A 23,905-nucleotide genomic window follows, 5' to 3' on the forward strand; every position below is an offset into this window, starting at 1 on the left:
GGTCCTTCGCCGGAGGCTAGTGCGCTGCCGACTCCCAGTCCGGGCCCACGCCCACCGAGACGCCCAGGGGGACGCTGAGGTGGACGGCGTTGGACATCTCCCGGCGGACCAGGTCCTCGGCGGCCTCGCGTTCGCCGGGGGCGATTTCCAGGACGATTTCGTCGTGGACCTGGAGGAGCATGCGGGAGGTGAGGTTCGCCTCGCGCAGGGCCTGGTCGACCTTGAGCATGGCGATCTTGACGATGTCCGCCGCCGTGCCCTGGATGGGGGCGTTGAGGGCCATGCGCTCGGCCGCCTCGCGGCGCTGGCGGTTGTCGCTGTTGAGGTCGGGGAGGTAGCGGCGACGGCCGAAGAGGGTCGCCGTGTAGCCCGTCGCCCGTGCCTCGTCGACGGCGCGGCGCAGGTAGTCCCGTACGCCGCCGAAGCGCTCGAAGTAGGCGTCCATCAGGGCGCGGGCCTCCCCCGCGTCGATGTTCAGCTGCTGCGAGAGGCCGAAGGCGGACAGGCCGTAGGCGAGGCCGTAGGACATCGCCTTGATCTTGCGGCGCATCTCGGCGTCCACCGCGGCCGGTTCCACGGCGAACACCTGTGAGGCGGCCGTCGTGTGCAGGTCCTCGCCCGAGGTGAACGCCTCGATCAGGCCCGCGTCCTCGGACAGATGGGCCATCACGCGCAGTTCGATCTGGCTGTAGTCCGCGGTCATCAGGGACTCGAAGCCCTCGCCGACCACGAAGCCCCGGCGGATCGCCCGGCCCTCGTCCGTGCGGACCGGGATGTTCTGCAGGTTCGGGTCCGTGGAGGACAGGCGGCCGGTCGCCGCGACCGTCTGGTTGAAGGTCGTGTGGATGCGGCCGTCCGTCGCGATGGTCTTGATCAGGCCCTCGACGGTGACGCGCAGCTTCGCCTGCTCGCGGTGGCGGAGCATGATGACCGGCAGTTCGTTGTCGGTCTGGGTGGCGAGCCAGGCCAGGGCGTCGGCGTCCGTCGTGTAGCCCGTCTTCGTCTTCTTCGTCTTGGGCAGGGCGAGTTCGCCGAAGAGGACCTCCTGGAGCTGCTTGGGCGAGCCCAGGTTGAACTCGTGCCCGGCCGCCGCGTGCGCCTCCTTCACGGCCTGCTGCACGGCGCCCGCGAACATCTGCTCCATGGCCTCCAGGTGGGCCCGGTCGGCCGCGATGCCGTGCCGCTCCATCCGGGCCAGCAGGGCGGACGTCGGCAGTTCCATGTCCCGGAGCAGGTCCGCGGCGCCGACCTCCGCAAGGCGGGCCTCGAAGGCCTCGCCCAGGTCGAGGACCGCGCGGGCCTGGATCATCAGCGCCTCGGCCTCGGCGCCGTCGTCCGTGCCGAAGGCCAGCTGGCCGTCGGCCGCGGCGGCCGGGGCCAGCTCGCGGTGGAGGTACTCCAGGGACAGCGCGTCCAGGTCGAAGGAGCGGCGGCCCGGCTTGACCAGGTAGGCGGCGAGCGCGGTGTCCATGCGCACGCCCTCGATGCTCCAGCCGTGCTCGGCGAAGACCCGCATCGCGCCCTTGGCGTTGTGGAAGACCTTCGGCTTGCCGGCGTCGGACAGCCAGGCCGCGAACGCCTTCTCGTCGGCCTCGTCCAGCTGTGACGGGTCGAACCAGGCCGCCGCTCCCCCGGCCGCGGCGAGCGCGACCTCGGCGACCGAGCCGGTGCCCAGCGCCCAGGCGTCCACGGTGGCGACGCCGAGGAGCTCGCCGCCGTGCTCCGCCAGCCAGGGGGCCAGCTCGCCGGTGCCGAGCACCGAGCCGTCCAGTTCCACACCGTCGGTCGAGATCGGGGTGGCCTCCGCCTCCTCGGCCCCGGGGTCGACGCCGAAGAGCCGCTCGCGCAGGGAGGGGTTACGGATCTCCAGGGTGTCCAGGATCATCGCGACGGCCTTGCGGTCGTACGGCACGCGCGCGACGTCGGCGACGGTCTTGGGCAGCTCGACATTGCGCTCCAGCTCGGTCAGCCGCCGGTTCAGCTTGACTGCCTCCAGGTGGTCGCGGAGGTTCTGGCCGGCCTTGCCCTTGACCTCGTCGACCCGCTCGACCAGCTGCGCGAACGAACCGAACTGGTTGATCCACTTCGCGGCCGTCTTCTCGCCGACGCCCGGGATGCCCGGCAGGTTGTCGGACGGGTCGCCGCGCAACGCCGCGAAGTCGGGGTACTGGGCGGGCGTCAATCCGTACTTCTCGAAGACCTTCTCCGGGGTGAACCGGGTCAGCTCGGAGACGCCCTTCGTCGGGTACAGCACCGTGGTGTGCTCGCTGACCAGCTGGAAGGAGTCCCGGTCGCCGGTGACGATCAGCACCTCGAAGCCGTCGGCCTCGGCCCGGGTGGCGAGCGTGGCGATCACGTCGTCGGCCTCGAAGCCGTCGATCGCGAACCGCGAGACGTGCATCGCGTCGAGCAGCTCGCCGATCAGCTCGACCTGGCCCTTGAACTCGTCCGGGGTCTTCGAGCGGTTCGCCTTGTACTCCGTGAACTCCGCGGACCGCCAGGTCTTGCGGGACACGTCGAAGGCCACGGCGAAGTGGGTGGGCGCCTCGTCACGCAGCGTGTTGGCCAGCATCGACGCGAAGCCGTAGATCGCGTTCGTCGGCTGGCCCGTCGCCGTCGTGAAGTTCTCCGCGGGCAGCGCGAAGAAGGCGCGGTACGCCAGCGAGTGCCCGTCCATGAGCATCAGGCGGGGCCGGCTGCCGCCGGGGTGGTTGTCGGTCTGCTTCGATGCTGTCTCTGCCACGCCCCCGATCCTGCCACGCCCCACTGACAGTCGGTCCCCACCGGGGTTCCCTCCGGTCGGGCGGCGCTGGACTCCGTCGGGCTCCGCCGTGAGGTCGATCGGCGATGCGGCGGAAGACAAAGGAGGAAGAAAAAGGAGAGCGACGGAGCAGCGCAGAACGGGGCGGGCGCGGCAGCACAGGCCAGGCACCAGCGCAGGCCAGGACAGACGCGGCAGCACCGCCAGGGAGCAGGCGAGGCCGGGCGGGCACCACCAGCGGCGGCGGACCGGTCGGCAGCAGGATCCCCGGCACGTCGGCCGCCTCTCCTCCGTCGGCTGCGGCGTCCAGGCATCCGTCACCTTCCACACGCCCGCCCCCGCTGACGGCCGATCCAGGACGCCCGCTCACCATCACCGCCCCCCGCTCCCCGCGCCCTACTCCCCACTCCCCCACCCCCTCCCCACAACCCCCGGCCCCATCCGTCCGCCCTCCCAGGCCCACCCCCCTCACTGTCCGTCCCCCGTGCGAGGATCGGAGATGTACCTCACACGTGTACACAAAGAGGAGTGCGCGATGGCCACCAAGCCGCCCAAGGGTGATCCGGTTCAGGACGCGCCGCAGGTCGCCGAGCCGAAGCACGCGGCTGCGGGGCTGCCGGCGATCGGGCACACCTTGCGCATCGCCCAGCAGCAGATGGGCGTGAAGCGGACCATGCTGACGCTGCTCAGCGTCAACCAGAAGGACGGCTTCGACTGCCCGGGGTGCGCCTGGCCGGAGCCGGACCACCGGCACAAGGCGGAGTTCTGTGAGAACGGCGCGAAGGCGGTGGCCGAGGAGGCGACCCTGCGCCGGGTCACCCCGGAGTTCTTCGCCGCGCACTCCGTCGCGGACCTCGCGACCAGGAGCGGTTACTGGCTGGGGCAGCAGGGGCGGCTCACCCACCCCATGTACCTCCCCGAAGGGGGCACGCACTACGAGCCGGTCACCTGGGAGCGCGCCTTCGACATCGTCGCCGACGAGATCACCGCCCTGGGCTCCCCCGACGAGGCCGTCTTCTACACCTCGGGGCGCACCAGCAACGAGGCCGCGTTCCTCTACCAGCTCTTCGCGCGCGAGCTGGGCACCAACAACCTGCCGGACTGCTCGAACATGTGCCACGAGTCGTCCGGGTCGGCCCTCTCCGAGACCATCGGCATCGGCAAGGGCAGCGTCCTGCTGGAGGATCTCTACAAGGCCGACCTGATCATCGTCGCCGGGCAGAACCCCGGCACGAACCACCCGCGCATGCTCTCCGCCCTGGAGAAGGCCAAGGCGGGCGGCGCGAAGATCATCAGCGTCAACCCGTTGCCCGAGGCCGGCCTGGAGCGCTTCAAGAACCCGCAGACCCCGCAGGGCATGCTCAAGGGCGCCTCCCTCACCGACCTCTTCCTGCAGATCCGCATCGGCGGCGACCAGGCCCTCTTCCGCCTCCTCAACAAGCTGATCCTGGAGACGGACGGCGCCGTCGACGAGGAGTTCGTCCGCGAGCACACCCACGGCTACGAGGAGTTCGCCGCGGCCGCCCGTGCCGCCGACTGGGACGAGACGCTGACCGCGACCGGCCTCACGCGCGCGGACATCGACAAGGCCATGGCGATGATCCTGGCCTCGCAGCGCACCATCGTCTGCTGGGCCATGGGTCTCACCCAGCACAAGCACTCCGTGCCGACCATCCGTGAGGTCGTCAACTTCCTTCTGCTGCGCGGCGACATCGGCCGCCCGGGCGCGGGCGTGTGCCCGGTCCGCGGCCACTCGAACGTGCAGGGCGACCGCACCATGGGCATCTTCGAGCGGCCCGCCCCGGCCTTCCTGGACGCCTTGGAGAAGGAGTTCGGGTTCGCGCCGCCGCGCGAGCACGGCTTCGACGTCGTACGGGCCATCCGCGCCCTGCGCGACGGCGAGGCGAAGGTCTTCTTCGCGATGGGCGGCAACTTCGTCTCCGCGACGCCGGACACCGACGTCACCGAGGCGGCCATGCGGCGTGCGCGGCTCACCGTGCACGTGTCGACGAAGCTCAACCGGAGCCATGTGGTCACCGGTGCGCGCGCGCTGATCCTGCCCACCCTCGGCCGCACCGAGCGGGACCTCCAGGTCGGCCCGAACGGGAAAAGCACAGCGCAGTTCGTGACGGTCGAGGACTCCATGGGCATGGTGCACGCCTCCCGGGGCCGCCTGGAGCCCGCGAGCGCGCACCTGCTGTCGGAGCCGGCCATCGTCTGCCGCCTGGCACGCCGCGTGCTGGGCGAGAGCAGCAGCACGCCCTGGGAGGAGTTCGAGAAGGACTACGCGACGATCCGGGACCGTATCGCGCGGGTGATCCCCGGCTTCGAGGACTTCAACGCGCGCGTGGCCCGCCCGGGCGGCTTCACGCTCCCGCACGCCCCGCGCGACGAGCGCCGCTTCCCGACGGCGACGGGCAAGGCCAACTTCACCGCGGCCGCGATCGAGTACCCGAAGGTGCCCGAGGGACGGCTGCTGCTGCAGACCCTGCGGTCGCACGACCAGTACAACACCACGATCTACGGACTCGACGACCGCTACCGGGGCATCAGGAACGGCCGCCGGGTCGTCATGGTCAACCCCGAGGACGCCGAGCGGCTGAACATCGCCGACGGCTCCTACGTCGACCTGGTGAGCGAGTGGAAGGACGGGATCGAGCGGCGGGCGCCCGGCTTCCGTGTCGTGCACTACCCGACGGCCCGCGGCTGCGCCGCCGCGTACTACCCGGAGACCAACGTCCTGGTCCCCCTGGACGCCACCGCGGACACCAGCAACACCCCGGCCAGCAAGTCCGTCATCGTCCGTCTGGAACAATCGGCCACCGACTGAGCGTTTGCTCAGTCGACCCGTACCGACGGAGCACGACGAACGGAGCCGGCCCATGGGCGAGCAGCAGCACGTGAAGTTCCCGCAAGAGGTCATCGACGAGTACGCCGCGCTCGGCGTCGACCTGCCGGCCCTGTTCTCCGCCGGGCACCTGGGGACCCGCATGGGTGTCCAGATCGTGGAAGCCTCCGCCGAGCGGGTCGTCGGGACCATGCCGGTGGAGGGGAACACCCAGCCGTACGGGCTGCTGCACGGCGGCGCCTCCGCGGTGCTCGCCGAGACGCTCGGGTCGGTCGGGTCGATGCTGCACGCCGGCAGCTCCAAGATCGCGGTCGGCGTCGACCTCAACTGCACCCACCACCGCGGCGTCCGCTCCGGCCTCGTGACCGGCGTGGCCACGCCCCTGCACCGGGGGCGCTCCACGGCGACGTACGAAATCGTGATCAGCGACGAGCAGGGGCGCCGCGTGTGCAGCGCGCGGCTGACCTGCATGCTGCGCGACGTGAACCGCAGCGACGAGGAGCGCCTCCGCGCGGCGAACTGACACGACGCGACACACCCGGCCGGAGGCGTTCCGGCCACATCCCTACGTCGACGTCCCGGCATCCTTACGCCGCCGTCCCGGCCACACCCTTACGTCGCCGTCCCGGTCGCCCTCTCACGTTGCCGTCCCGGCCAACGCCCGCACGCTTCCCCGACGTTGAACCCGAGCCCCCGGCGGCATACCGTCGAGGCATGACGACGGGAGCAGTGCGCCGGAAGGGGGCGGTGCTCGGACTGGCGCTGCTGGTGGCCGGGTTGGCGGCCGGCTGCGCCCCATCGGGCGCCCGGGACGGCGCGAGCCATGCCCGGGCGAGCGCCGACTCGCCCTCCCCGTCGGCGACTCCGCCCGCACAGCTGTGCACGCGGATCATCGGCTACTGGTCGCGCCGGGCGCTGACCGGCGACACCTACGGCGACTACCAGTCGATGGGCCTGTCCGACGGCCAGTACGAGATCCTCCGCAAGGTCGTGGACGCCGCCCGGGCGGAACGCGGGCGCGCGGACGCACAGGCGGCCGACCGCCTGATCGACCGCCGGGCACGCGAGTTGTGCGAGGAGCGGTACCGAAACGGCGAGCCGACCGGAGGCCCATGGGGCGCCGGGTGAGGCAATGTCCAATTCCGCTTTCGCGCCCCATATTCGTGCCCCATACACGAAAAGGATCGGGGAACGCCGAACACCTTTCGCGACTGTAACTCTGCGTAATACGGCTGCAATACAGGCCCCCGGTTCTCCCGAGAGGGGCACCCTCCCCGCAAGTCCGCGGAAGCCCCCAGGTAGCCTTCAGCAACGACCCTGGTAATCACCAAAACGCGCGAACACTCGTGAAGGAGCTACGCGCGAACGCTGCGGATTCTCACTATGTGGACAGGGCGAATCGGCTGGAAATCCGCTCTTCCCCCCACGGAGTACCGCTCTGTGTTACCCCGTGTCATAACAAGAGCGTCACAGCCTTGGTCAGAGCCTCCTCCATGTTCCCCACCCGCGCTTAGAGTCACGGCCAGTCACCGCGCCATCGGATTCGAAGTCACTTCGGCCCAGCGCTCGACTCGGCGAGTTCCACGGGGAGCCGCCGTGCCAGGGAAAGGACCTGATTCGTGCGTCAACGTTCGATCATCGCCATAACCGCCGCGCTCGCGGCGGGATCGCTGACACTCACGGCTTGTGGGTCGCGTGACGACGACGGCGGCAGCAGCAACGGCGACAAGACCACTGTCGTGATCGGTGTCGACGCCCCGCTGACCGGCGACCTGTCGGCGCTCGGCCTCGGCATCAAGAACTCCGCCGACCTGGCCGCCAAGACGGCCAACAAGAAGGAGTACGTCAAGGGCGTCGAGTTCAAGATCGAGGCTCTCGACGACCAGGCCCAGCCGTCCGTCGGCCAGCAGAACGCCCAGAAGTTCATCAGCAACAAGGACGTCCTCGGCGTCGTCGGCCCGCTGAACTCCAGCGTCTCGCAGCAGATGCAGAAGCCGTTCAACGACGCCGGCCTGACCCAGGTCTCCCCGGCCAACACCGGTACGGAGCTGACCCAGGGCGACGGCTGGAAGACCGGCAAGTCGGTCCGCCAGTTCAAGACCTTCTTCCGTACGGCCACCACGGACGAGATCCAGGGTGCCTTCGCGGCCGACTACCTGTACAACCAGGCGAAGCTCAAGAAGGTCTACCTGATCGACGACCAGAAGACCTACGGCGCCGGCCTCGCCGCCTCCTTCAAGGCGAACTTCACCAAGTTCGGCGGCCAGATCGTGGGCAGCGACCACATCAACCCCGACGACCGTGACTTCAACGCCGTGGTCGCCAAGATCAAGAAGACCGGTGCCCAGGCCCTCTACTACGGCGGCGAGTACCCGGCGGCCGCCCCGCTGAGCCAGCAGCTCAAGGACAGCGGCCAGAAGATCCCGCTCATGGGCGGCGACGGCATCTACTCGGGTGAGTTCCCGAAGCTGAACAAGAAGGCCGAGGGCGACCTCGCCACCTCCGTGGGCAAGCCGGTCGAGCAGCTCGACTCCGCCAAGACGTTCATCAAGGACTACGAGGCGGCGGGCTACGAGGACGCCTACGAGGCCTACGGCGGCCTCACCTACGACGCCACCTGGGCCATCATCGAGGCCGTGAAGCTGGCGGTCGAGGGCAACGACGGCAAGGTCCCGTCCGACGGCCGCAAGGCGGTCCTGGACGCCATGGCGAAGGTCAAGTTCGACGGCGTCACCGGCAGCATCTCCTTCGACGAGTTCGGTGACACCACGAACCACACGATGACCGCGTACAAGGTCAAGAACAACGCGTGGGCCCCGGAGTTCAGCGGCGAGCCCAAGCTCGGCTGACGAGGACGAGTAGAGAACAACTCCCCACCTCACACATTGATCCAGGCCGCGCGGGAAGCGCCCACCAGCGCTCCCCGCGCGGCGCCATATCCGAACCACTCCACGGAGGCCCTGCGGTGAACGAACTGCCGCAACAGCTGGCCAATGGACTCATCCTCGGCGCGATGTACGGACTCATCGCGATCGGCTACACGATGGTCTACGGCATCGTCCAGCTCATCAACTTCGCCCACGGCGAGATATTCATGGTCGGGGGCTTCGGGGCCCTCACCGTCTGGTTGGTACTCCCCGAAGGCTTCGCCCTCGGCGCCGCGATCCCCCTCATGATCCTCGCCGGCGTCATCGTCTCGGTCGCCGTCGCCACCGCGGCGGAACGCTTCGCCTACCGGCCGCTGCGCACCGCGCCACGGCTGGCGCCCCTCATCACCGCCATCGGCCTGTCCATCGTCCTGCAGCAGGCCGTATGGATGTGGTACCCGGACGCGAAGAAGGACCAGCCCTTCCCGCAGTTCGAAGGCGGCCCCGTCGACATCCTGGGCGCCAATGTCCAGCGCGGAGACCTCTTCGTGCTGGTCGCCGCCCCGCTGTGCATGCTCGCCCTCGGCCTGTTCGTCACCAAGACGCGCTCCGGCCGCGGTATGCAGGCCACCGCCCAGGACCCCGACACGGCCAAGCTGATGGGCATCAACACCGACCGCATCATCGTCATGGCCTTCGCCATCGGTGCCGCGTTCGCCGCCATCGCCGCGGTCGCCTACGGCCTGAAGAACGGTCAGGTCGGCTTCCGCATGGGCTTCCTGATGGGCCTCAAGGCCTTCACCGCCGCCGTGCTCGGCGGCATCGGCAACATCTACGGCGCCATGCTCGGCGGCATCGTGCTCGGCGTCGCCGAGTCCCTCGCCACCGGCTACATCGGTGACATCCCGGGCATGGACCTCTTCGGCGGCGGCGCCTGGAAGGACGTATGGGCGTTCGCCCTTCTCATCCTCGTCCTCCTGTTCAGGCCACAGGGCCTGCTCGGCGAACGCGTCGCGGATCGGGCGTGATACCCATGACCACCGAGACCCCCATGGACAAGACCACCGACACCACCAAGGTGTCCACCGTGCCGGCCACTCCGATCGTCCCGCTGCCGCACGCCGCGGCACGCGCGCTGACCGTCGCCGGCTCCGCCCTCGCCCTCATAGGCACCTTCCTCGCCTGGACCTGGACCGAGGAGTTCCCGGGCAACCTCACCGTCACCGGCTACCCCGGCGGCCTTCAGGTGCTCACGCTCGTGGGAGCCCTGCTGACGCTGCTGTTCGCCCTGTCCGGCTACGGCATCCGCGGCCTGGGCTGGCTCACCCCCGGCGGCAAGAACAGCCCCGTCCTGCTCGCCGCCCTCGGCGTGTTCGGCACCACGGGCTACGCCATGGGCGCGATCAGCCAGGAGCTCGGCGGCCTGGTCAACCTGGAGCCCGGCGCCTGGGTCTCCGGCATCGGCGCGCTCGTCGCCGTGATCGGCGCCCTCGGCCTCCCGGTCGACCAGCCCTACGGCGCGGGCGACCCGACCCCGAACCTCTGGGGCCGGATCCGCCACTCGCTCACGGCCCCCGAGCCCGGCCGTGCCAAGGACCTGCCCTCCTGGGCGGAGATCCTGATCATCGCCGCGGGCTTCGGCGTCGGCCTGTACGTCTTCGCGTACGGCATCGGCACCGAGTACTCCGAGCTGTTCATCGGCTTCCTGATCATCGCGGCGTTCGGCTTCACCGCCGTCACCCGCGCGGGCCTGCTCAAGCGGCTCTCGTCGCTGACCGCCAAGCACCGCAACGTCACCATGGCGGCGGCGTTCGTCGCGGCGATCTGCTTCCCCTTCACCCAGACCAACGACCAGTTCGCCCTCATCGGCGCGAACATCCTGATCTTCGCCACGGTCGCCCTGGGCCTCAACGTGGTCGTCGGCCTCGCCGGCCTCCTCGACCTCGGTTACGTCGCCTTCCTCGGCGTCGGCGCCTACGCCGCCGCCCTGGTCTCCGGCTCCCCGCAGTCGACGATCGGCGTCCACTTCCCGTTCTGGGCAGCGGTCCTCACCGGTGCCGCCGCCTCGCTGATCTTCGGCGTGGTGATCGGTGCCCCGACCCTGCGGCTGCGCGGCGACTACCTCGCCATCGTGACGCTCGGCTTCGGTGAGATCTTCCGCATCACCATGAACAACCTCAACGGCAACAGCGGACCGGACGTCACCAACGGCTCCAACGGCATCCCGAACATCCCCGACCTGGAGATCCTCGGGTTCAACCTGGGCCTGCCGCACGACGTCCTCGGCCACGAGCTCACCCGCTCCGGCAACTACTACCTGCTGATGCTGCTGTTCACGGCGATCGTCGTCATGGTCTTCCGCCGCTCGGCGGAGTCCCGCATCGGCCGCGCCTGGGTCGCCATCCGCGAGGACGAGACCGCCGCCACCGCGATGGGCATCAACGGCTTCCGCCTGAAGCTCCTCGCCTTCGCGCTCGGCGCCTCCCTCGCCGGCCTCGCGGGCACCGTCCAGGCGCACGTGTCGTACAGCGTCACCCCCGAGCAGTACCAGTTCGCCGGCTCCGTGCCGCCGAACTCGGCCTTCCTGCTCGCCGCCGTCATCCTCGGCGGCATGGGCACCATCAGCGGCCCGCTGATCGGCGCCGCGCTGCTCTACCTGATCCCGGCCAAGCTCCAGTTCATGGCGGAGTACCAGCTGCTCCTCTTCGGCATCGCGCTGATGTTCCTGATGCGCTTCCGCCCCGAGGGCCTGGTCGCCGACCGCAGGAAGCAGCTCGAATTCCACGAGACCGGACAGCTCGACGTACCGGAGGACAAGCCATTGCCCGAAGGCGCGACCGGCGTCGCGAAGGCAGGGGCGTGACCGCCATGACCACCACCACGACCGCTCCCACCACCACGACGGTGCTCGACGCCAGCGGTGTCACGATGCGCTTCGGCGGTCTGACCGCCGTACGCGACGTGGACCTCACCGTGAACACCGGCGAGATCGTCGGCCTCATCGGCCCCAACGGCGCCGGCAAGACGACCTTCTTCAACTGCCTCACCGGCCTGTACGTGCCGACCGAGGGCAAGGTCGCCTACAAGGGCACCGTCCTGCCGCCCAAGCCGCACCTGGTCACCCAGGCCGGCATCGCCCGTACGTTCCAGAACATCCGGCTCTTCGCCAACATGACCGTTCTGGAGAACGTGCTGGTCGGACGGCACACCCGCACCAAGGAAGGCCTCTGGTCGGCCCTCCTGCGCCTGCCCGGCTTCAAGAAGGCCGAGGAGGAGTCCCGCGCCCGGGCCATGGAGCTCCTGGAGTTCACCGGTCTCGCGGCCAAGGCCGACCACCTCGCCCGCAACCTGCCCTACGGCGAGCAGCGCAAGCTGGAGATCGCCCGGGCGCTGGCGAGCGAGCCCGGTCTGCTCCTCCTCGACGAGCCGACCGCCGGTATGAACCCGCAGGAGACCCGGGCGGCCGAGGAGCTCATCTTCGCCATCCGGGACAAGGGCATCGCCGTCCTCGTCATCGAGCACGACATCCGGTTCATCATGAACCTCTGCGACCGGGTCGCCGTGCTGGTCCAGGGCGAGAAGATCGTCGAGGGCCCCGCCGAGGTCGTCCAGGCCGACGAGCGCGTCATCGCCGCCTACCTGGGCACGCCCTTCGAGGGCGAGCCCGGCACCGCGGAAGCCGCCGAGGTCGAGGCTGCGGAGGCCGACGCGCAGAGCACCACGGAAGGGGACGACAAGTGACCGCACTGCTCGAGGTCGAGGACCTCAGGGTCGCTTACGGCAAGATCGAGGCCGTCAAGGGCATCTCGTTCAAGGTGAACGCGGGCGAGGTCGTCACCCTCATCGGCACCAACGGCGCCGGCAAGACCACGACCCTGCGGACCCTGTCGGGCCTCCTCCAGCCGCTGTCCGGCGAGATCAAGTTCGACGGCAAGTCGCTGAAGAAGATCCCCGCCCACAAGGTCGTCTCGCTGGGGCTCGCCCACTCCCCCGAGGGGCGGCACATCTTCCCCCGCATGACGATCGAGGACAACCTCCGCCTCGGCGCCTTCCTGCGCAACGACAAGGAGGGCATCGAGAAGGACATCCAGCGCGCCTACGAGCTGTTCCCCATCCTCGGAGAGCGCCGCAAGCAGGCCGCGGGCACCCTCTCCGGCGGTGAGCAGCAGATGCTCGCCATGGGACGGGCGCTGATGTCCCGGCCGAAGCTGCTCATGCTCGACGAGCCCTCCATGGGCCTCTCCCCGATCATGATGCAGAAGATCATGTCGACCATCCAGGAGCTCAAGTCCCAGGGCACCACCATCCTGCTCATCGAGCAGAACGCCCAGGCCGCGCTCTCCCTGGCCGACCACGGCCATGTCATGGAGGTCGGCAAGATCGTCCTCTCCGGCAGCGGGCAGGACCTGCTGCACGACGAGTCGGTGCGCAAGGCGTACCTCGGCGAGGACTGATCCCGCGCACACACGGGTGAGGCCCGCGTCCCTTCCGGGGCGCGGGCCTCACTCATACGCGGCTCGGCGTCAGCCCTTGGCCGCCTTCTTCTCCTCGGCGTCCTGAATGACGGCCTCGGCGACCTGCTGCATCGACATCCGGCGGTCCATGGAGGTCTTCTGGATCCACCGGAACGCGGCGGGCTCGGTCAGTCCGTACTCGGTCTGGAGGACGGACTTCGCCCGGTCCACCAGCTTGCGCGTCTCCAGGCGCTGGGTGAGGTCGGCGACCTCCTTCTCCAGCTCCTTCAGCTCCGTGAACCGCGATACGGCCATCTCGATCGCCGGCACGACGTCGCTCTTGCTGAACGGCTTGACCAGGTACGCCATGGCACCGGCGTCACGAGCCCGCTCGACCAGGTCGCGCTGGGAGAACGCCGTCAGCATCAGCACCGGGGCGATGCTCTCCTCGGCGATCTTCTCGGCCGCCGAAATACCGTCCAGCTTCGGCATCTTCACATCGAGGATGACGAGGTCGGGCCGGTGCTCACGGGCCAGCTCGACGGCTTGCTCACCGTCACCGGCCTCGCCGACGACGGTGTACCCCTCTTCTTCGAGCATCTCTTTGAGATCGAGCCGGATCAGCGCCTCGTCCTCGGCGATGACGACACGGGTCGTCAGCGGAGGCACGTGCGACTTGTCGTCGTCGGGCGCGTCTACGGGCTGGGGCGACTCGGGGGCGGTCACGGGGGCTCCTCGTTCAGGGCAGGGGTGCTGCTCCCAAGAGCCTACCTAGCTACGGTATGGTGGACGCGCGGAGGGTCAGGGGAAACCTTGGATTCTTCGAGCCCCGGTAGCCCAATTGGCAGCAGGCAACGGATTCAAAACCCGTACAGTGTCGGTTCGAGTCCGACCCGGGGCACTTTTCCTTCGATTTCAAGGTCGCAATACGGGCCCCTCCGATGGAGGGGCCTTCGCATTTTTCTGTTGCTTTTCTATTTGGGACTGTCGTCCTCCCCGATGTGATGCACCCGCACCATGTTCGTCGAGCCCGACACCCCAGGAGGCGAACCGGCCGTAATGACCACCGTGTCGCCCTTCTTGCAGCGGCCGTACTTCAGCAACAGCTCATCCACCTGGTCGACCATCGCGTCCGTCGATTCCACGTGCGGGCCCAGGAACGTCTCCACGCCCCAGGTCAGATTCAGCTGCGAGCGCGTGGCCGGTTCCGGGGTGAAGGCCAGCAGCGGGATCGGCGAGCGGTAGCGGGAGAGGCGGCGGGCGGTGTCGCCGGACTGGGTGAAGGCGACGAGGAACCTGGCGCCGAGGAAGTCGCCGATCTCGGCCGCCGCGCGGGCCACCGCGCCGCCCTGCGTCCGAGGCTTGTTCCGTTCCGTCAGCGGCGGGAGGCCCTTCGCCAGGAGGTCCTCCTCCGCGGCCTCGACGATCTTCGCCATCGTCCGGACCGTCTCGATCGGGTACTTGCCGACGCTCGTCTCGCCGGACAGCATCACCGCGTCCGTGCCGTCGATGACGGCGTTGGCCACGTCCGAGGCCTCCGCGCGGGTCGGGCGGGAGTTGTCGATCATCGAGTCGAGCATCTGCGTCGCCACGATGACCGGCTTGGCGTTGCGCTTGGCCAGCTTGATGGCGCGCTTCTGGACGATCGGGACCTGTTCCAGGGGCATTTCGACGCCGAGGTCCCCGCGCGCCACCATGATGCCGTCGAAGGCGGCCACGATGTCGTCGATCGCCTCGACGGCCTGCGGCTTCTCCACCTTGGCGATGACGGGGAGGCGGCGGCCCTCCTCGTCCATGATGCGGTGGACGTCCTCGATGTCGCGGCCGGAGCGGACGAAGGACAGCGCGATGACGTCGAAGCCGGTGCGCAGGGCCCAGCGGAGGTCCGCCTCGTCCTTCTCGGAGAGGGCGGGGACGGAGACGGCGACGCCGGGCAGGTTCAGGCCCTTGTTGTCGGAGACCATGCCGCCCTCGACCACGGTGGTGTGCACGCGCGGGCCGTCGACCGACGTGACCTCCAGGCAGACCTTGCCGTCGTCGACGAGGATGCGCTCGCCGGGGGTGACGTCGCCGGCGAGGCCGGAGTACGTGGTTCCGCAGGTCTCCCGGTCGCCCTGGACTCCCTCTTCAACGCTGATGGTGAAGGTGTCACCGCGTTCAAGGAGTACGGGTCCTTCGGTGAAACGGCCGAGGCGGATCTTCGGGCCCTGAAGGTCGGCGAGGATGCCGACGCTGCGGCCGGTCTCGTCGGAGGCCTTCCGCACGTGCTGGTAGCGCTCCTCGTGGTCGGCGTAGCTGCCGTGACTGAGGTTGAATCGGGCGACGTCCATTCCGGCGTCGACCAGTGCCTTTATCTGGTCGTACGAGTCGGTGGCGGGACCCAGGGTGCAGACGATTTTCGCTCGGCGCATGTTTCGACTCTATGACTTACCGGCGGGTAGAGAATTGGTCGGGCGTGACCACCCAACAACCTTTACATGAAGGGTTATTGACAAGTGTTGAATTGTGCGGCGGGATGCTCCGATGAGCGTTCGAAGCATCCCCCGAAGCACTCCGCGGGGTCGGTTCACAGCTGCGGCGGCGTCATGGTGAATCGCGCGTTCACCTGGGCGTAGACCCGCTGCCGCTGGGGTTCGAGGTCGAGGGGGGCGGCCGCGGCGTCCTCGGTGGCGCCGTACGCCATGGAACGCATCCGCCCCGCGGGGGCGGGCGCCACGGGCTGGGGGTTCTCCGCCCCGATGTCGGCGAGTTCGACCAGGGCGGCGAGTGAGGCGCCCAGCGCCTCCGCGTACTCCCGTGCCCGCTGGACCGCTTCCCGCACCGCCTGCTGCCGGGCCTCCCGGTGGGCCGGCGAGTCGGGACGCAGGGCCCACCAGGGGCCGTCCACCCGGGTGAGGTCCAAGTCGGCGAGCCGCGTGGTGAGTTCACCGAGAGCGGTGAAGTCGGTGAGCTCGGCGGTGATGTGGACGCGGCCGTGGTAGGCGTGGATCCGCTCGCCGCGGCCTTTCTCCTTCAGTTCCGGGGTGATGGAGAAGGAGCCGGTCTCCAGGCGCTCCACCGCGTCGCCGTACGTCTTGATGAGGTCCAGGACGGTGGTGTTGCGGCGCGTGAGGTCGTCGAGGGCGGCGCGGCGGTCCTTGCCGCGGGCGGCGACGGCGACGCCGATGCGGGCGATCTCGGGGTCGACCTCCAGGCGGGCCTCGCCGCGGACGGCGATGCGCGGAGCGGTGGGGGTGCCGTAGGGCACGGCGGGCTGAAGTTCCTCTGAGGGGTCGGTCATACGTCCCACTCTGTCATCGCTTGCTGGGTTACGGCCCCCGTAGGTCATCAGATCGAAACCTGCGGAGTCTGTCGCCGATCGGCATGGGCAGGTCAGAATCTACGCGCGTCAGTGTCCTCGTATCTACGCGCGTTGTTGACCATTCCCCCAGGAGAAGCACCATGCCGTTGAACCGCCGGAAGTTCCTGAAGAAGTCCGCCGTGACCGGGGCGGGGGTGGCGCTGGCCGGCGCGGTGGCTCCGGCGGCGCAGGCCGCGGAGGCCACGGAGGCCACGGAGGCCACGGCGGCGAAGAAGTGCGCCAAGCGGTACGCGCTGACGGTGCTCGGCACGACCGATCTGCACGGTCACATCTTCAACTGGGACTACTTCAAGGACGCCGAGTACACGGACAAGGCCGGCAACGCCCAGGGCCTCGCGCGGATCTCGACGCTGGTGAACCAGGTCCGTGAGGAAAAGGGCCGCTGCAACACCCTGCTGATCGACGCGGGCGACACGATCCAGGGCACCCCGCTGACGTACTACTACGCCAAGGTCGACCCGATCACCGCCGAGGGCGGCCCGGTGCACCCGATGGCGCAGGCGATGAACGCCATCGGCTTCGACGCGGTGGCGCTCGGCAACCACGAGTTCAACTACGGCATCGAGACGCTGCGCAAGTTCGAGGAGCAGTGCGACTTCCCGCTGCTGGGCGCGAACGCGCTGGACGCGAAGACGCAGAAGCCCGCCTTCCCGCCGTACTTCATGAAGAAGTTCCGCGTGCCGGGCGCCCCGGCGGTGAAGGTCGCCGTCCTCGGCCTCACCAACCCGGGCATCGCGATCTGGGACAAGGCCTATGTGCAGGGCAAGCTGACGTTCCCGGGCCTGGAGGAGCAGGCGGCGAAGTGGGTGCCGAAGCTGAAGGCGATGGGCGCCGACGTGGTGATCGTCTCGGCGCACTCCGGCTCCTCGGGGACGTCGTCGTACGGTGACCAGCTGCCGTACATCGAGAACTCGGCGGCGCTGGTGGCGCAGCAGGTGCCGGACATCGACGCGATCCTGGTCGGCCACGCGCACGTGGAGATCCCGGAGCTGAAGGTCACCAACGCCAAGACGGGGAAGACGGTCGTCCTGTCGGAGCCGCTGGCGTACGCGGAGCGGCTGTCGCTGTTCGACATCCAGCTGGTCTTCGCCAAGGGCCGCTGGAGTGTCGAGTCCGTCTCGTCCAAGGTGCTCAACTCGAACTCGGTCGCCGACGACCCGAAGATCACCAAGCTGCTGACGGACGAGCACGAGAAGGTCGTCAAGTACGTCAACCAGGTCGTCGGCACGGCGACCGAGACGCTGACGACGGTCGAGGCGCGCTACAAGGACGCCCCGATCATCGACCTGATCACCAAGGTCCAGGAGGACGTGGTCAAGGCGGCGCTGGCGAGCACCCAGTACGCCTCGCTGCCCGTCATCGCGCAGGCCTCTCCCTTCTCCCGTACTTCGGAGATCCCGGCCGGCGAGGTGACGATCCGGGATCTGTCGAGCCTGTACGTGTACGACAACACGCTGGTCGCGAAGCTGATGACGGGCGCCCAGCTCAAGGCGTACCTGGAGTACTCGGCGGAGTACTTCGTGCAGACGGCGCCGGACGCGGCGGTCGACGTCGAGAAGCTGACGAACGCGAACAACCGCCCGGACTACAACTACGACTACGTGTCGGGGCTGTCGTACGAGATCGACATCGCCCAGGCGGCGGGGTCGCGGATCAAGAACGTGACCTACAACGGTGCCGCGCTGGACGATGCGCAGAAGTTCGTGTTCGCGGTGAACAACTACCGGGCCAACGGCGGCGGCGCGTTCCCGCATGTGGCGTCGGCGCAGGAGCTGTGGTCGGAGTCGACGGAGATCCGCACCCGGATCGCGGAGTGGGTGACCGCGAAGGGTGTGCTGGACCCCAAGGAGTTCGCGTCGGTGGACTGGAAGCTCACGCGGAACGGTACGCCGGTGTTCTAGGCGTCCATGAGCGGTGTCAGCACCTTCGGCCGGCGCGCGGACGGGATCCGGGGCTCCTGCTGTTGCAGGCCGAAGGTGGTGAACGCCGTGCGGGTGGGCAGCCGGTAGGCCTGTTCGCCCGTGAGGGAGTTGAGGATGCCCGCGCTGCGCCAGGCGGCGAGGCCGAGGTCGGGGGTGCCGATGCCGTGGGTGTGGCGTTCGGCGTTCTGGACGTAGACGTGGCAGCCGGAGCCGGTGACGGAGGGGTCCATGACCAGGCGGTACTGGTCGTCGACGCGGGGGCGTTCCTGGTTGTCCCGGCGCAGGTAGGGGTCGAGGCCGGCGAGCAGGCAGTCGAGGGACCGTTCGCGGTAGCCGGTGGCCAGGACGACCGCGTCCGTGGTCAGGCGTGAGCGGGTGTTCTGCTGGAGGTGCTCCAGGTGGAGCTCGACCTTGGTGGTGGCGATGCGGCCGGCGGTGCGGACCAGGACGCCGGGGGTGATGACGGTGTCGGGCCAGCCGCCGTGCAGGGTGCGGCGGTAGAGCTCGTCGTGGATCGCGGCGAGGGTGTCGGCGTCGATGCCCTTGTGGAGCTGCCACTGCGATGCGACGAGCCGGTCGCGGACCGGTTCGGTGAGGGCGTGGAAGTAGCGGGTGTAGTCGGGGGTGAAGTGCTCCAGGCCGAGCTTGGAGTACTCCATGGGCGCGAACGCCTCGGTCCGGCCGAGCCAGTGGAGCCGCTCGCGCCCGGTGGGGCGGCGCCGGAGCAGGTCCAGGAAGACCTCGGCGCCGGACTGTCCCGACCCGATGACGGTGATGTGCTCGGCGGCGAGCAGCCGCTCGCGGTGGTCGAGGTAGTCGGCGGCGTGGATGACGGGGACGGCGGGTGCGTCGACGAGGGGTCTGAGCGGGTCGGGGACGTACGGCTCGGTGCCGATGCCCAGGACGACGTTCCGGGTGTACGTACGGCCGAGCGCCTCGCCCTCGCCGTCCGGGCCGAGCTGGGTGAAGTCGACCTCGAAGACGTCGCGTTCGGGGTTGAAACGGACGGCGTCGACCTGGTGGCCGAAGTGCAGTGCGGGGAGGTTCTCGCAGACCCAGCGGCAGTAGGCGTCGTACTCGGCGCGCTGGATGTGGAAGCGCTCGGCGAAGTAGAAGGGGAAGAGCCGGTCGCGGGCCTTGAGGTAGTTCAGGAAGGACCAGGGGCTGGCGGGGTCGGCGAGCGTCACCAGGTCGGCGAGGAAGGGGACCTGGATGCGGGAGCCGTCGATGAGCAGGCCGGGGTGCCAGGAGAAGGCCGGGCGCCGCTCGTAGAAGACGGCGTCGAGGCCGGCGAGGGGGTGGGCGAGGGCGGCGAGGGAGAGGTTGAAGGGGCCGATGCCGATGCCGACCAGGTCGCGGGGGGTGTCGGGGTCGCGGTGCGGGGGCGTGGGGTGCACCTCGGCCGACGGGTTGGGGTGCGTATCGGCTGGGGGGTTCGACTGCGGACTCATCCGGGAGTGTTTCCTTCCACCAGTTTCAGGAGGGCGGCCAGGTCGTCCGGGCGCGTGCGGGGGTTGAGGAGGGTCGCCTTCAACCACAGGCGGCCGTCTATGCGGGCCCGGCCGAGGACGGCGCGGCCGTCGGTGAGGAGCCTGCGGCGTACGGCGGCGACGGTGTCGTCGCCTGCGTGTGCGGGCCGGAACAGGACCGTGCTGAGGGTGGGCCGGTCGTAGAGCTCGAAGCCGGGGTGGTCGTCGACGAGGGCGGCGAACTCGTGGGCGTTGTCGCAGACCTGCTCGACCAGCCGGCCGAGGCCGGTGCGGCCGAGGGTCCTGAGGGTGACGGCGATCTTCAGGGCGTCGGGCCTGCGGCTGGTGCGCAGGGAGCGGCCGAGCAGGTCGGGCAGGCCCGCCTCGGTGTCGTCGTCGGCGTTGAGGTAGTCGGCGCGGTGGTGGAGCACGGCGAGGTCGCCCGGGTCGCGGACCGCGAGGAGCCCTGCGGCGACCGGCTGCCAGCCGAGTTTGTGCAGGTCCAGAGTGACGGTGTCGGCGGCGTCGAGGCCGGTCAGCAGGTTGCGGTAGCGGTCGCTGAACAGGAGGGCCCCGCCGTAGGCGGCGTCGATGTGGAGCCGTGCGCCGTGGGTGGCGCACAGGGCGGCGATCTCCGGGAGGGGGTCGATGAGCCCGGCGTCGGTGGTGCCCGCGGTGGCGGCGACCACGAGGGAGCCGCGCGGGCCGGGCAGGGCGGTGAGGGCGTCGTCGAGGGCGGCGGGGTCGAGGGTGCCGGCCGGGGCGGGGACGACCACGGGCTCCGGGAGGCCGAGCAGCCATGCGGCGCGGGGCAGCGAGTGATGGGCGTTCGCGCCGTGCACGAGCCGGACGCCGGTGCCGTGGGCTTCTCGGGCGAGGAGGAGGGCGGCGAGGTTGGATTCGGTGCCGCCGGTGGTGACGAGGGCGTCGGGGTGTGCGGTGGCGTTCTCGCCCCCGCCGCCCCTACCCGTCCCATCCTGAAGGGGCGCCGCCCCTTCGACCCCGCCAGGGGGCTCCGCCCCCTGGACCCCCGTCGGCCCCGAAGGGGCCTCGTCCTCAAACGCCGGACGGGCTGGAAAAACCTCCCGCGCGAGCGCCGCCGTCACCAACGCCTCCAGCTCCGAGGCGCCCGGCGCCTGGTCCCAGGAGTCCAGCGAGGGGTTGAGGGCGGAGGCCGCGAGGTCGGCCGCGGTGGCCACGGCCAGGGGTGGGCAGTGGAGGTGGGCCGTGCACAGGGGGTCCGCAGGGTCTGCGGTGGTCTCGGTGAGGGCCCGGACGACCGTGCGGAGGGCATCTGGGTCGCCCTGGCCCGGGAGTACGTCGCCGATCGCGTCCCGTAGGCGCGCGGCCACCGCGTCCGGGCCACCCGAGGGCAGTGGTCCTCCGCGGGCCCTGGTGCCCTCGCTCAGCGCGTCGAGCACGGTGTCGAGCAACGGCCGTAGGGCGTGGGGTCCTTCGGGGCCTGAAGCGAGCGACGACGGCGTGCTCATCGTGTCCTCCCGGGCGCTGGGGCAAGAGGGACTCCCAGCTTGTACCCGGATGCGTGATGACGCCCGAAAAGCCCAACGATCGGAACCCGAAAGGGGGTACTTGCGTGCGGGGAAAGCGTGTCGGGTGCGGCGTGCGGAGGATGGCGAGGTAGGGACCACCGCATCCGACGGACGAAGCAGCGGCCCCTACTTCAGTGCGACCAGGGCGCTAGCCCTCCCGCACCCGCAACGCGCGTGCCAGGTCGTCGAGTTGATCGACCAGCTTGCGCCGCAGCGCCGGGATCGGCTCGCCGTCGCGCAGGCACTCCTCGCCCAGCCGCAGGGTCTCGGCGTCGACGGCGTGGGCCGGGAAGGCGTAGCGGCCGGCGGCGTCGGCGATGGCGGGGCCCCGGCGGGCGGCGACGGCGACCGCGTCCGGGTAGTAGCGGGACACGTACGGCCGTACGAGGTCGGCCTGTTCGGGCTGCCAGAAGCCCTGGGCGGTGGCGGTGAAGAGGTAGTTGGACAGGTCGGTGCCGTCGTCGGTGGCGAACATGGCGGCCCAGGCCTTCGCCTTGGCCTCCTCGTCGGGCAGGGCGGCCCGGCAGCGGGCGGCGCCCTCCTGGCCGGTGGCGCTCGGGTCGCGGTCCAGCTCGGCGGCGATGGCGGCCTCGTCGACGGCGCCCAGGACGGCGAGGCGGCCGAGGACGCGCCAGCGCAGCTCGGGGTCGAGTTCGGGTCCGCCGGGCACGGTGCCGTCGGCGAGCCAGGCGGCGATGGTGTCGGGGTGGGCGGCGACGTCGATGAAGTGCCGTACGGCGATGAGGCGCAGGTCGGGGTGGTCGCCGTCCTCGGTGCGGCGGATGAGGTCGCGGCAGAGGGAGGAGAGGGTGGCCAGGGCGGCGGGGCGCTGCTCCGGGGTGAGGTAGCGGTCGGCGACCTGGGTGGTGGCGAAGGCGAGGACGCCCTGGACGATGGCGAGGTCGGTCTCGTGGGGCAGGTGGGTGCGGGCCGTCTCCAGGTAGGCGGTGGAGGCCAGTTCGCCGTCGCGGACGGCGTCGCGCAGGGCGTTCCAGACGACCGCGCGGGTGAGCGGCTCGGGCAGTCCGGCGAGGTTCTTGCGGACGGTCTCGAAGGACTCGGGGTCGAAGCGGACCTTGGCGTAGGTCAGGTCGCCGTCGTTGAGCAGCAGCAGCGCCGGGCGCTTGCCGATGGGGAGCGGGGCCGGGTGCGGGACGTCGAGCGCGAGGCGGTCGCGCAGGACGAGGTGGCCGTCGTTGTCGCCGAGGTCCAGGTCGTACAGGCCGACGGCGACGCGGTGCGGGCGGCTGCCGGCGCGGTCGACGGTGAGGCTGTACGTGCCGTTCTCGCCGGGGGTGACGGCCGGGGTGAGGGTGTCGACTCCCGTGGTGCGCAGCCAGGTGTCGGCCCAGGCGTGGACGTCGCGTTCGGTGGCGGAGGCGAGGGAGTCGATGAAGTCGGCGAGGGTGGCGTTGCCGAACTTGTGGCGGGCGAAGTGGGTGTTGATGCCGGCGAGGAAGTCCTTCTCGCCGAGCCAGGCCACCAGCTGGCGCAGCGCGGAGGCGCCCTTGGCGTAGGAGATGCCGTCGAAGTTGAGCAGGGCCGCGGCGGTGTCGTGGACCGCTTCGGGGGCGACCGGGTGGGTGGAGGGGCGCTGGTCGGCGTCGTAGCCCCAGGCCTTGCGGGCGACGCCGAAGTCGGTCCAGGTGTCGCTGAAGCGGGTGGCCTCGGCGCAGGTCTGGTAGCCCATGTACTCGGCGAAGGACTCGTTCAGCCAGATGTCGTCCCACCAGCGCAGGGTGACGAGGTCGCCGAACCACATGTGGGCCATCTCGTGGGCGATGACCATGGCGCGGGTCTGGCGCTCGGTGTCGGTGACGGCTGAGCGGTAGACGAACTCGTCGCGGAAGGTGACCAGTCCGGGGTTCTCCATGGCGCCGGCGTTGAACTCGGGGACGAACGCCTGGTCGTAGGAGTCGAAGGGGTAGGGCTCGTCGAACTTCTCGTGGTAGCGGTCGAAGCACGCGCGCGTGACGTCGAGGAGTTCGTCGGCGTCCGTGTCGAGGTAGGGGGCGAGCGAGCGGCGGCAGTGCAGTCCGAAGGGCAGGCCGCGGTGTTCGGTGCGCACGGAGTGCCAGGGGCCGGCGGCGACGGCGACGAGGTAGGTGGAGATCAGCGGGGTGGGCGCGGCCTGCCAGCGGCCCTCGCCGAGGTGTTCGGTGATGCCGTTGGCGAGGACGGACCAGCCCTCGGGAGCCGTGACGGACAGCTCGAAGACGGCCTTGAGGTCCGGCTGGTCGAAGGCGGCGAAGACGCGCTGGACGTCCTCCATGAACAGCTGGGTGTAGACGTAGGTCTCGCCGTCGGTGGGGTCGGTGAAGCGGTGCATGCCCTCGCCGGTGCGGGAGTAGCGCATGGCCGCCTCGACGCGCAGTTCGTGCTCGCCCGCGGTGAGGTTCTTCAGCGGCAGCCGGTTCTCGTCCAGGGTCTCCGGGTCGAGGGGCTGTCCGTCCAGCGTGACGGAGCGCAGCTCGGCCGGCTTGATCTCGACGAACGTGTCCGTGTCCGCGTGGTCCGCGCGCGTGGTGAACCGGATGACGGTGCGGGAGTCGAAGGTCTCGTCCCCCGTGGTCAGGTCGAGTTCGATCGTGTAGCGATGGACGTCGAGGAGCTGGGCACGGATCTGCGCTTCGTCGCGCGTGAGTACGGACATGCAGGACATGCTGCCTGATG

Annotated in this window: 16 protein-coding genes and 1 tRNA gene; 10 read left to right on the forward strand and 7 right to left on the reverse strand. The window is 69.9% G+C overall.

The window, feature by feature from the left end:
• Positions 1–16 precede the first annotated feature (16 nt).
• Positions 17–2,743: a DNA polymerase I gene (gene polA, locus ACIBU0_RS23510; RefSeq protein ID WP_398821388.1), complete on the reverse strand. Its 2,727-nt coding sequence runs from the start codon at positions 2,741–2,743 to the stop codon at positions 17–19.
• A 553-nt stretch (positions 2,744–3,296) separates the two neighbouring features.
• Here polA and ACIBU0_RS23515 point away from each other — a divergent pair.
• The 8 genes from ACIBU0_RS23515 (at position 3,297) to ACIBU0_RS23550 (ending at position 12,930) form a co-directional block, all read left to right on the forward strand.
• Complete coding sequence (locus tag ACIBU0_RS23515) at positions 3,297–5,591, forward strand: FdhF/YdeP family oxidoreductase (protein ID WP_398821390.1); 2,295 nt, start codon at positions 3,297–3,299, stop codon at positions 5,589–5,591.
• Positions 5,592–5,643: 52 nt separating this feature from the next.
• The gene (locus tag ACIBU0_RS23520) at positions 5,644–6,132 is read left to right on the forward strand and encodes a hotdog fold thioesterase (protein ID WP_398821392.1); all 489 of its coding nucleotides are present in this window, start codon (positions 5,644–5,646) and stop codon (positions 6,130–6,132) included.
• Positions 6,133–6,323: 191 nt separating this feature from the next.
• Positions 6,324–6,737 carry a hypothetical protein gene (locus ACIBU0_RS23525; protein ID WP_398821394.1) on the forward strand — a complete coding sequence of 138 codons (414 nt, stop codon included), beginning with the start codon at positions 6,324–6,326 and terminating at the stop codon, positions 6,735–6,737.
• Positions 6,738–7,228: 491 nt separating this feature from the next.
• Entirely contained in the window at positions 7,229–8,458 is a 1,230-nt protein-coding gene (locus ACIBU0_RS23530; protein ID WP_398821396.1) for a branched-chain amino acid ABC transporter substrate-binding protein, read from the forward strand.
• Between the two features lie 116 nt (positions 8,459–8,574).
• Positions 8,575–9,504: a branched-chain amino acid ABC transporter permease gene (locus tag ACIBU0_RS23535; RefSeq protein WP_398821398.1), complete on the forward strand. Its 930-nt coding sequence runs from the start codon at positions 8,575–8,577 to the stop codon at positions 9,502–9,504.
• 23 nt (positions 9,505–9,527) lie between these two features.
• On the forward strand, positions 9,528–11,339 hold the full coding sequence (locus ACIBU0_RS23540; protein ID WP_398821753.1) for a branched-chain amino acid ABC transporter permease: 1,812 nt from the start codon (positions 9,528–9,530) through the stop codon (positions 11,337–11,339).
• A gap of 5 nt (positions 11,340–11,344) precedes the next feature.
• Positions 11,345–12,217, forward strand: a complete 873-nt coding sequence (locus ACIBU0_RS23545; protein ID WP_398821400.1) for an ABC transporter ATP-binding protein — start codon at positions 11,345–11,347, stop codon at positions 12,215–12,217.
• Positions 12,214–12,930, forward strand: coding sequence for an ABC transporter ATP-binding protein (locus tag ACIBU0_RS23550; RefSeq protein WP_398821402.1), 717 nt, complete (start codon positions 12,214–12,216; stop codon positions 12,928–12,930). Before ACIBU0_RS23545 ends, ACIBU0_RS23550 begins: the two co-directional genes overlap by 4 nt.
• Before the next feature lie 69 nt (positions 12,931–12,999).
• On the opposite strand, the gene ACIBU0_RS23555 is transcribed toward ACIBU0_RS23550, so the two are convergent.
• On the reverse strand, positions 13,000–13,656 hold the full coding sequence (locus ACIBU0_RS23555) for an ANTAR domain-containing response regulator (RefSeq protein WP_062142879.1): 657 nt from the start codon (positions 13,654–13,656) through the stop codon (positions 13,000–13,002).
• A gap of 100 nt (positions 13,657–13,756) precedes the next feature.
• On the opposite strand from ACIBU0_RS23555, the gene ACIBU0_RS23560 reads away from it, so the two are divergent.
• Positions 13,757–13,831 (forward strand) — tRNA-Leu (locus ACIBU0_RS23560).
• Between the two features lie 73 nt (positions 13,832–13,904).
• Here the strand turns inward: ACIBU0_RS23560 and pyk are convergent.
• A complete protein-coding gene (gene pyk, locus ACIBU0_RS23565; protein WP_398821405.1) occupies positions 13,905–15,341 on the reverse strand; it encodes a pyruvate kinase in 1,437 nt (478 codons plus the stop codon).
• Between the two features lie 155 nt (positions 15,342–15,496).
• Entirely contained in the window at positions 15,497–16,210 is a 714-nt protein-coding gene (locus ACIBU0_RS23570; RefSeq protein WP_398821407.1) for an SIMPL domain-containing protein, read from the reverse strand.
• Between the two features lie 161 nt (positions 16,211–16,371).
• On the opposite strand from ACIBU0_RS23570, the gene ACIBU0_RS23575 reads away from it, so the two are divergent.
• A complete protein-coding gene (locus tag ACIBU0_RS23575; protein ID WP_398821409.1) occupies positions 16,372–18,192 on the forward strand; it encodes a bifunctional metallophosphatase/5'-nucleotidase in 1,821 nt (606 codons plus the stop codon).
• Here ACIBU0_RS23575 and ACIBU0_RS23580 read toward each other — a convergent pair.
• The 3 genes from ACIBU0_RS23580 to pepN form a co-directional block, all read right to left on the reverse strand.
• Positions 18,189–19,664 (reverse strand): lysine N(6)-hydroxylase/L-ornithine N(5)-oxygenase family protein, encoded by a 1,476-nt coding sequence (locus ACIBU0_RS23580; protein WP_398821411.1) that lies wholly within the window; start codon positions 19,662–19,664, stop codon positions 18,189–18,191. The genes ACIBU0_RS23575 and ACIBU0_RS23580 overlap by 4 nt on opposite strands.
• Positions 19,661–21,172, reverse strand: coding sequence for a pyridoxal phosphate-dependent decarboxylase family protein (locus ACIBU0_RS23585; RefSeq protein WP_398821413.1), 1,512 nt, complete (start codon positions 21,170–21,172; stop codon positions 19,661–19,663). Before ACIBU0_RS23585 ends, ACIBU0_RS23580 begins: the two co-directional genes overlap by 4 nt.
• A gap of 208 nt (positions 21,173–21,380) precedes the next feature.
• Positions 21,381–23,885, reverse strand: coding sequence for an aminopeptidase N (gene pepN / locus ACIBU0_RS23590; RefSeq protein ID WP_398821415.1), 2,505 nt, complete (start codon positions 23,883–23,885; stop codon positions 21,381–21,383).
• Positions 23,886–23,905: the final 20 nt, after the last annotated feature.

It is taken from the genome of Streptomyces sp. NPDC049627, from assembly GCF_044465645.1.
Taxonomy (GTDB): Bacteria; Actinomycetota; Actinomycetes; order Streptomycetales; family Streptomycetaceae; genus Streptomyces.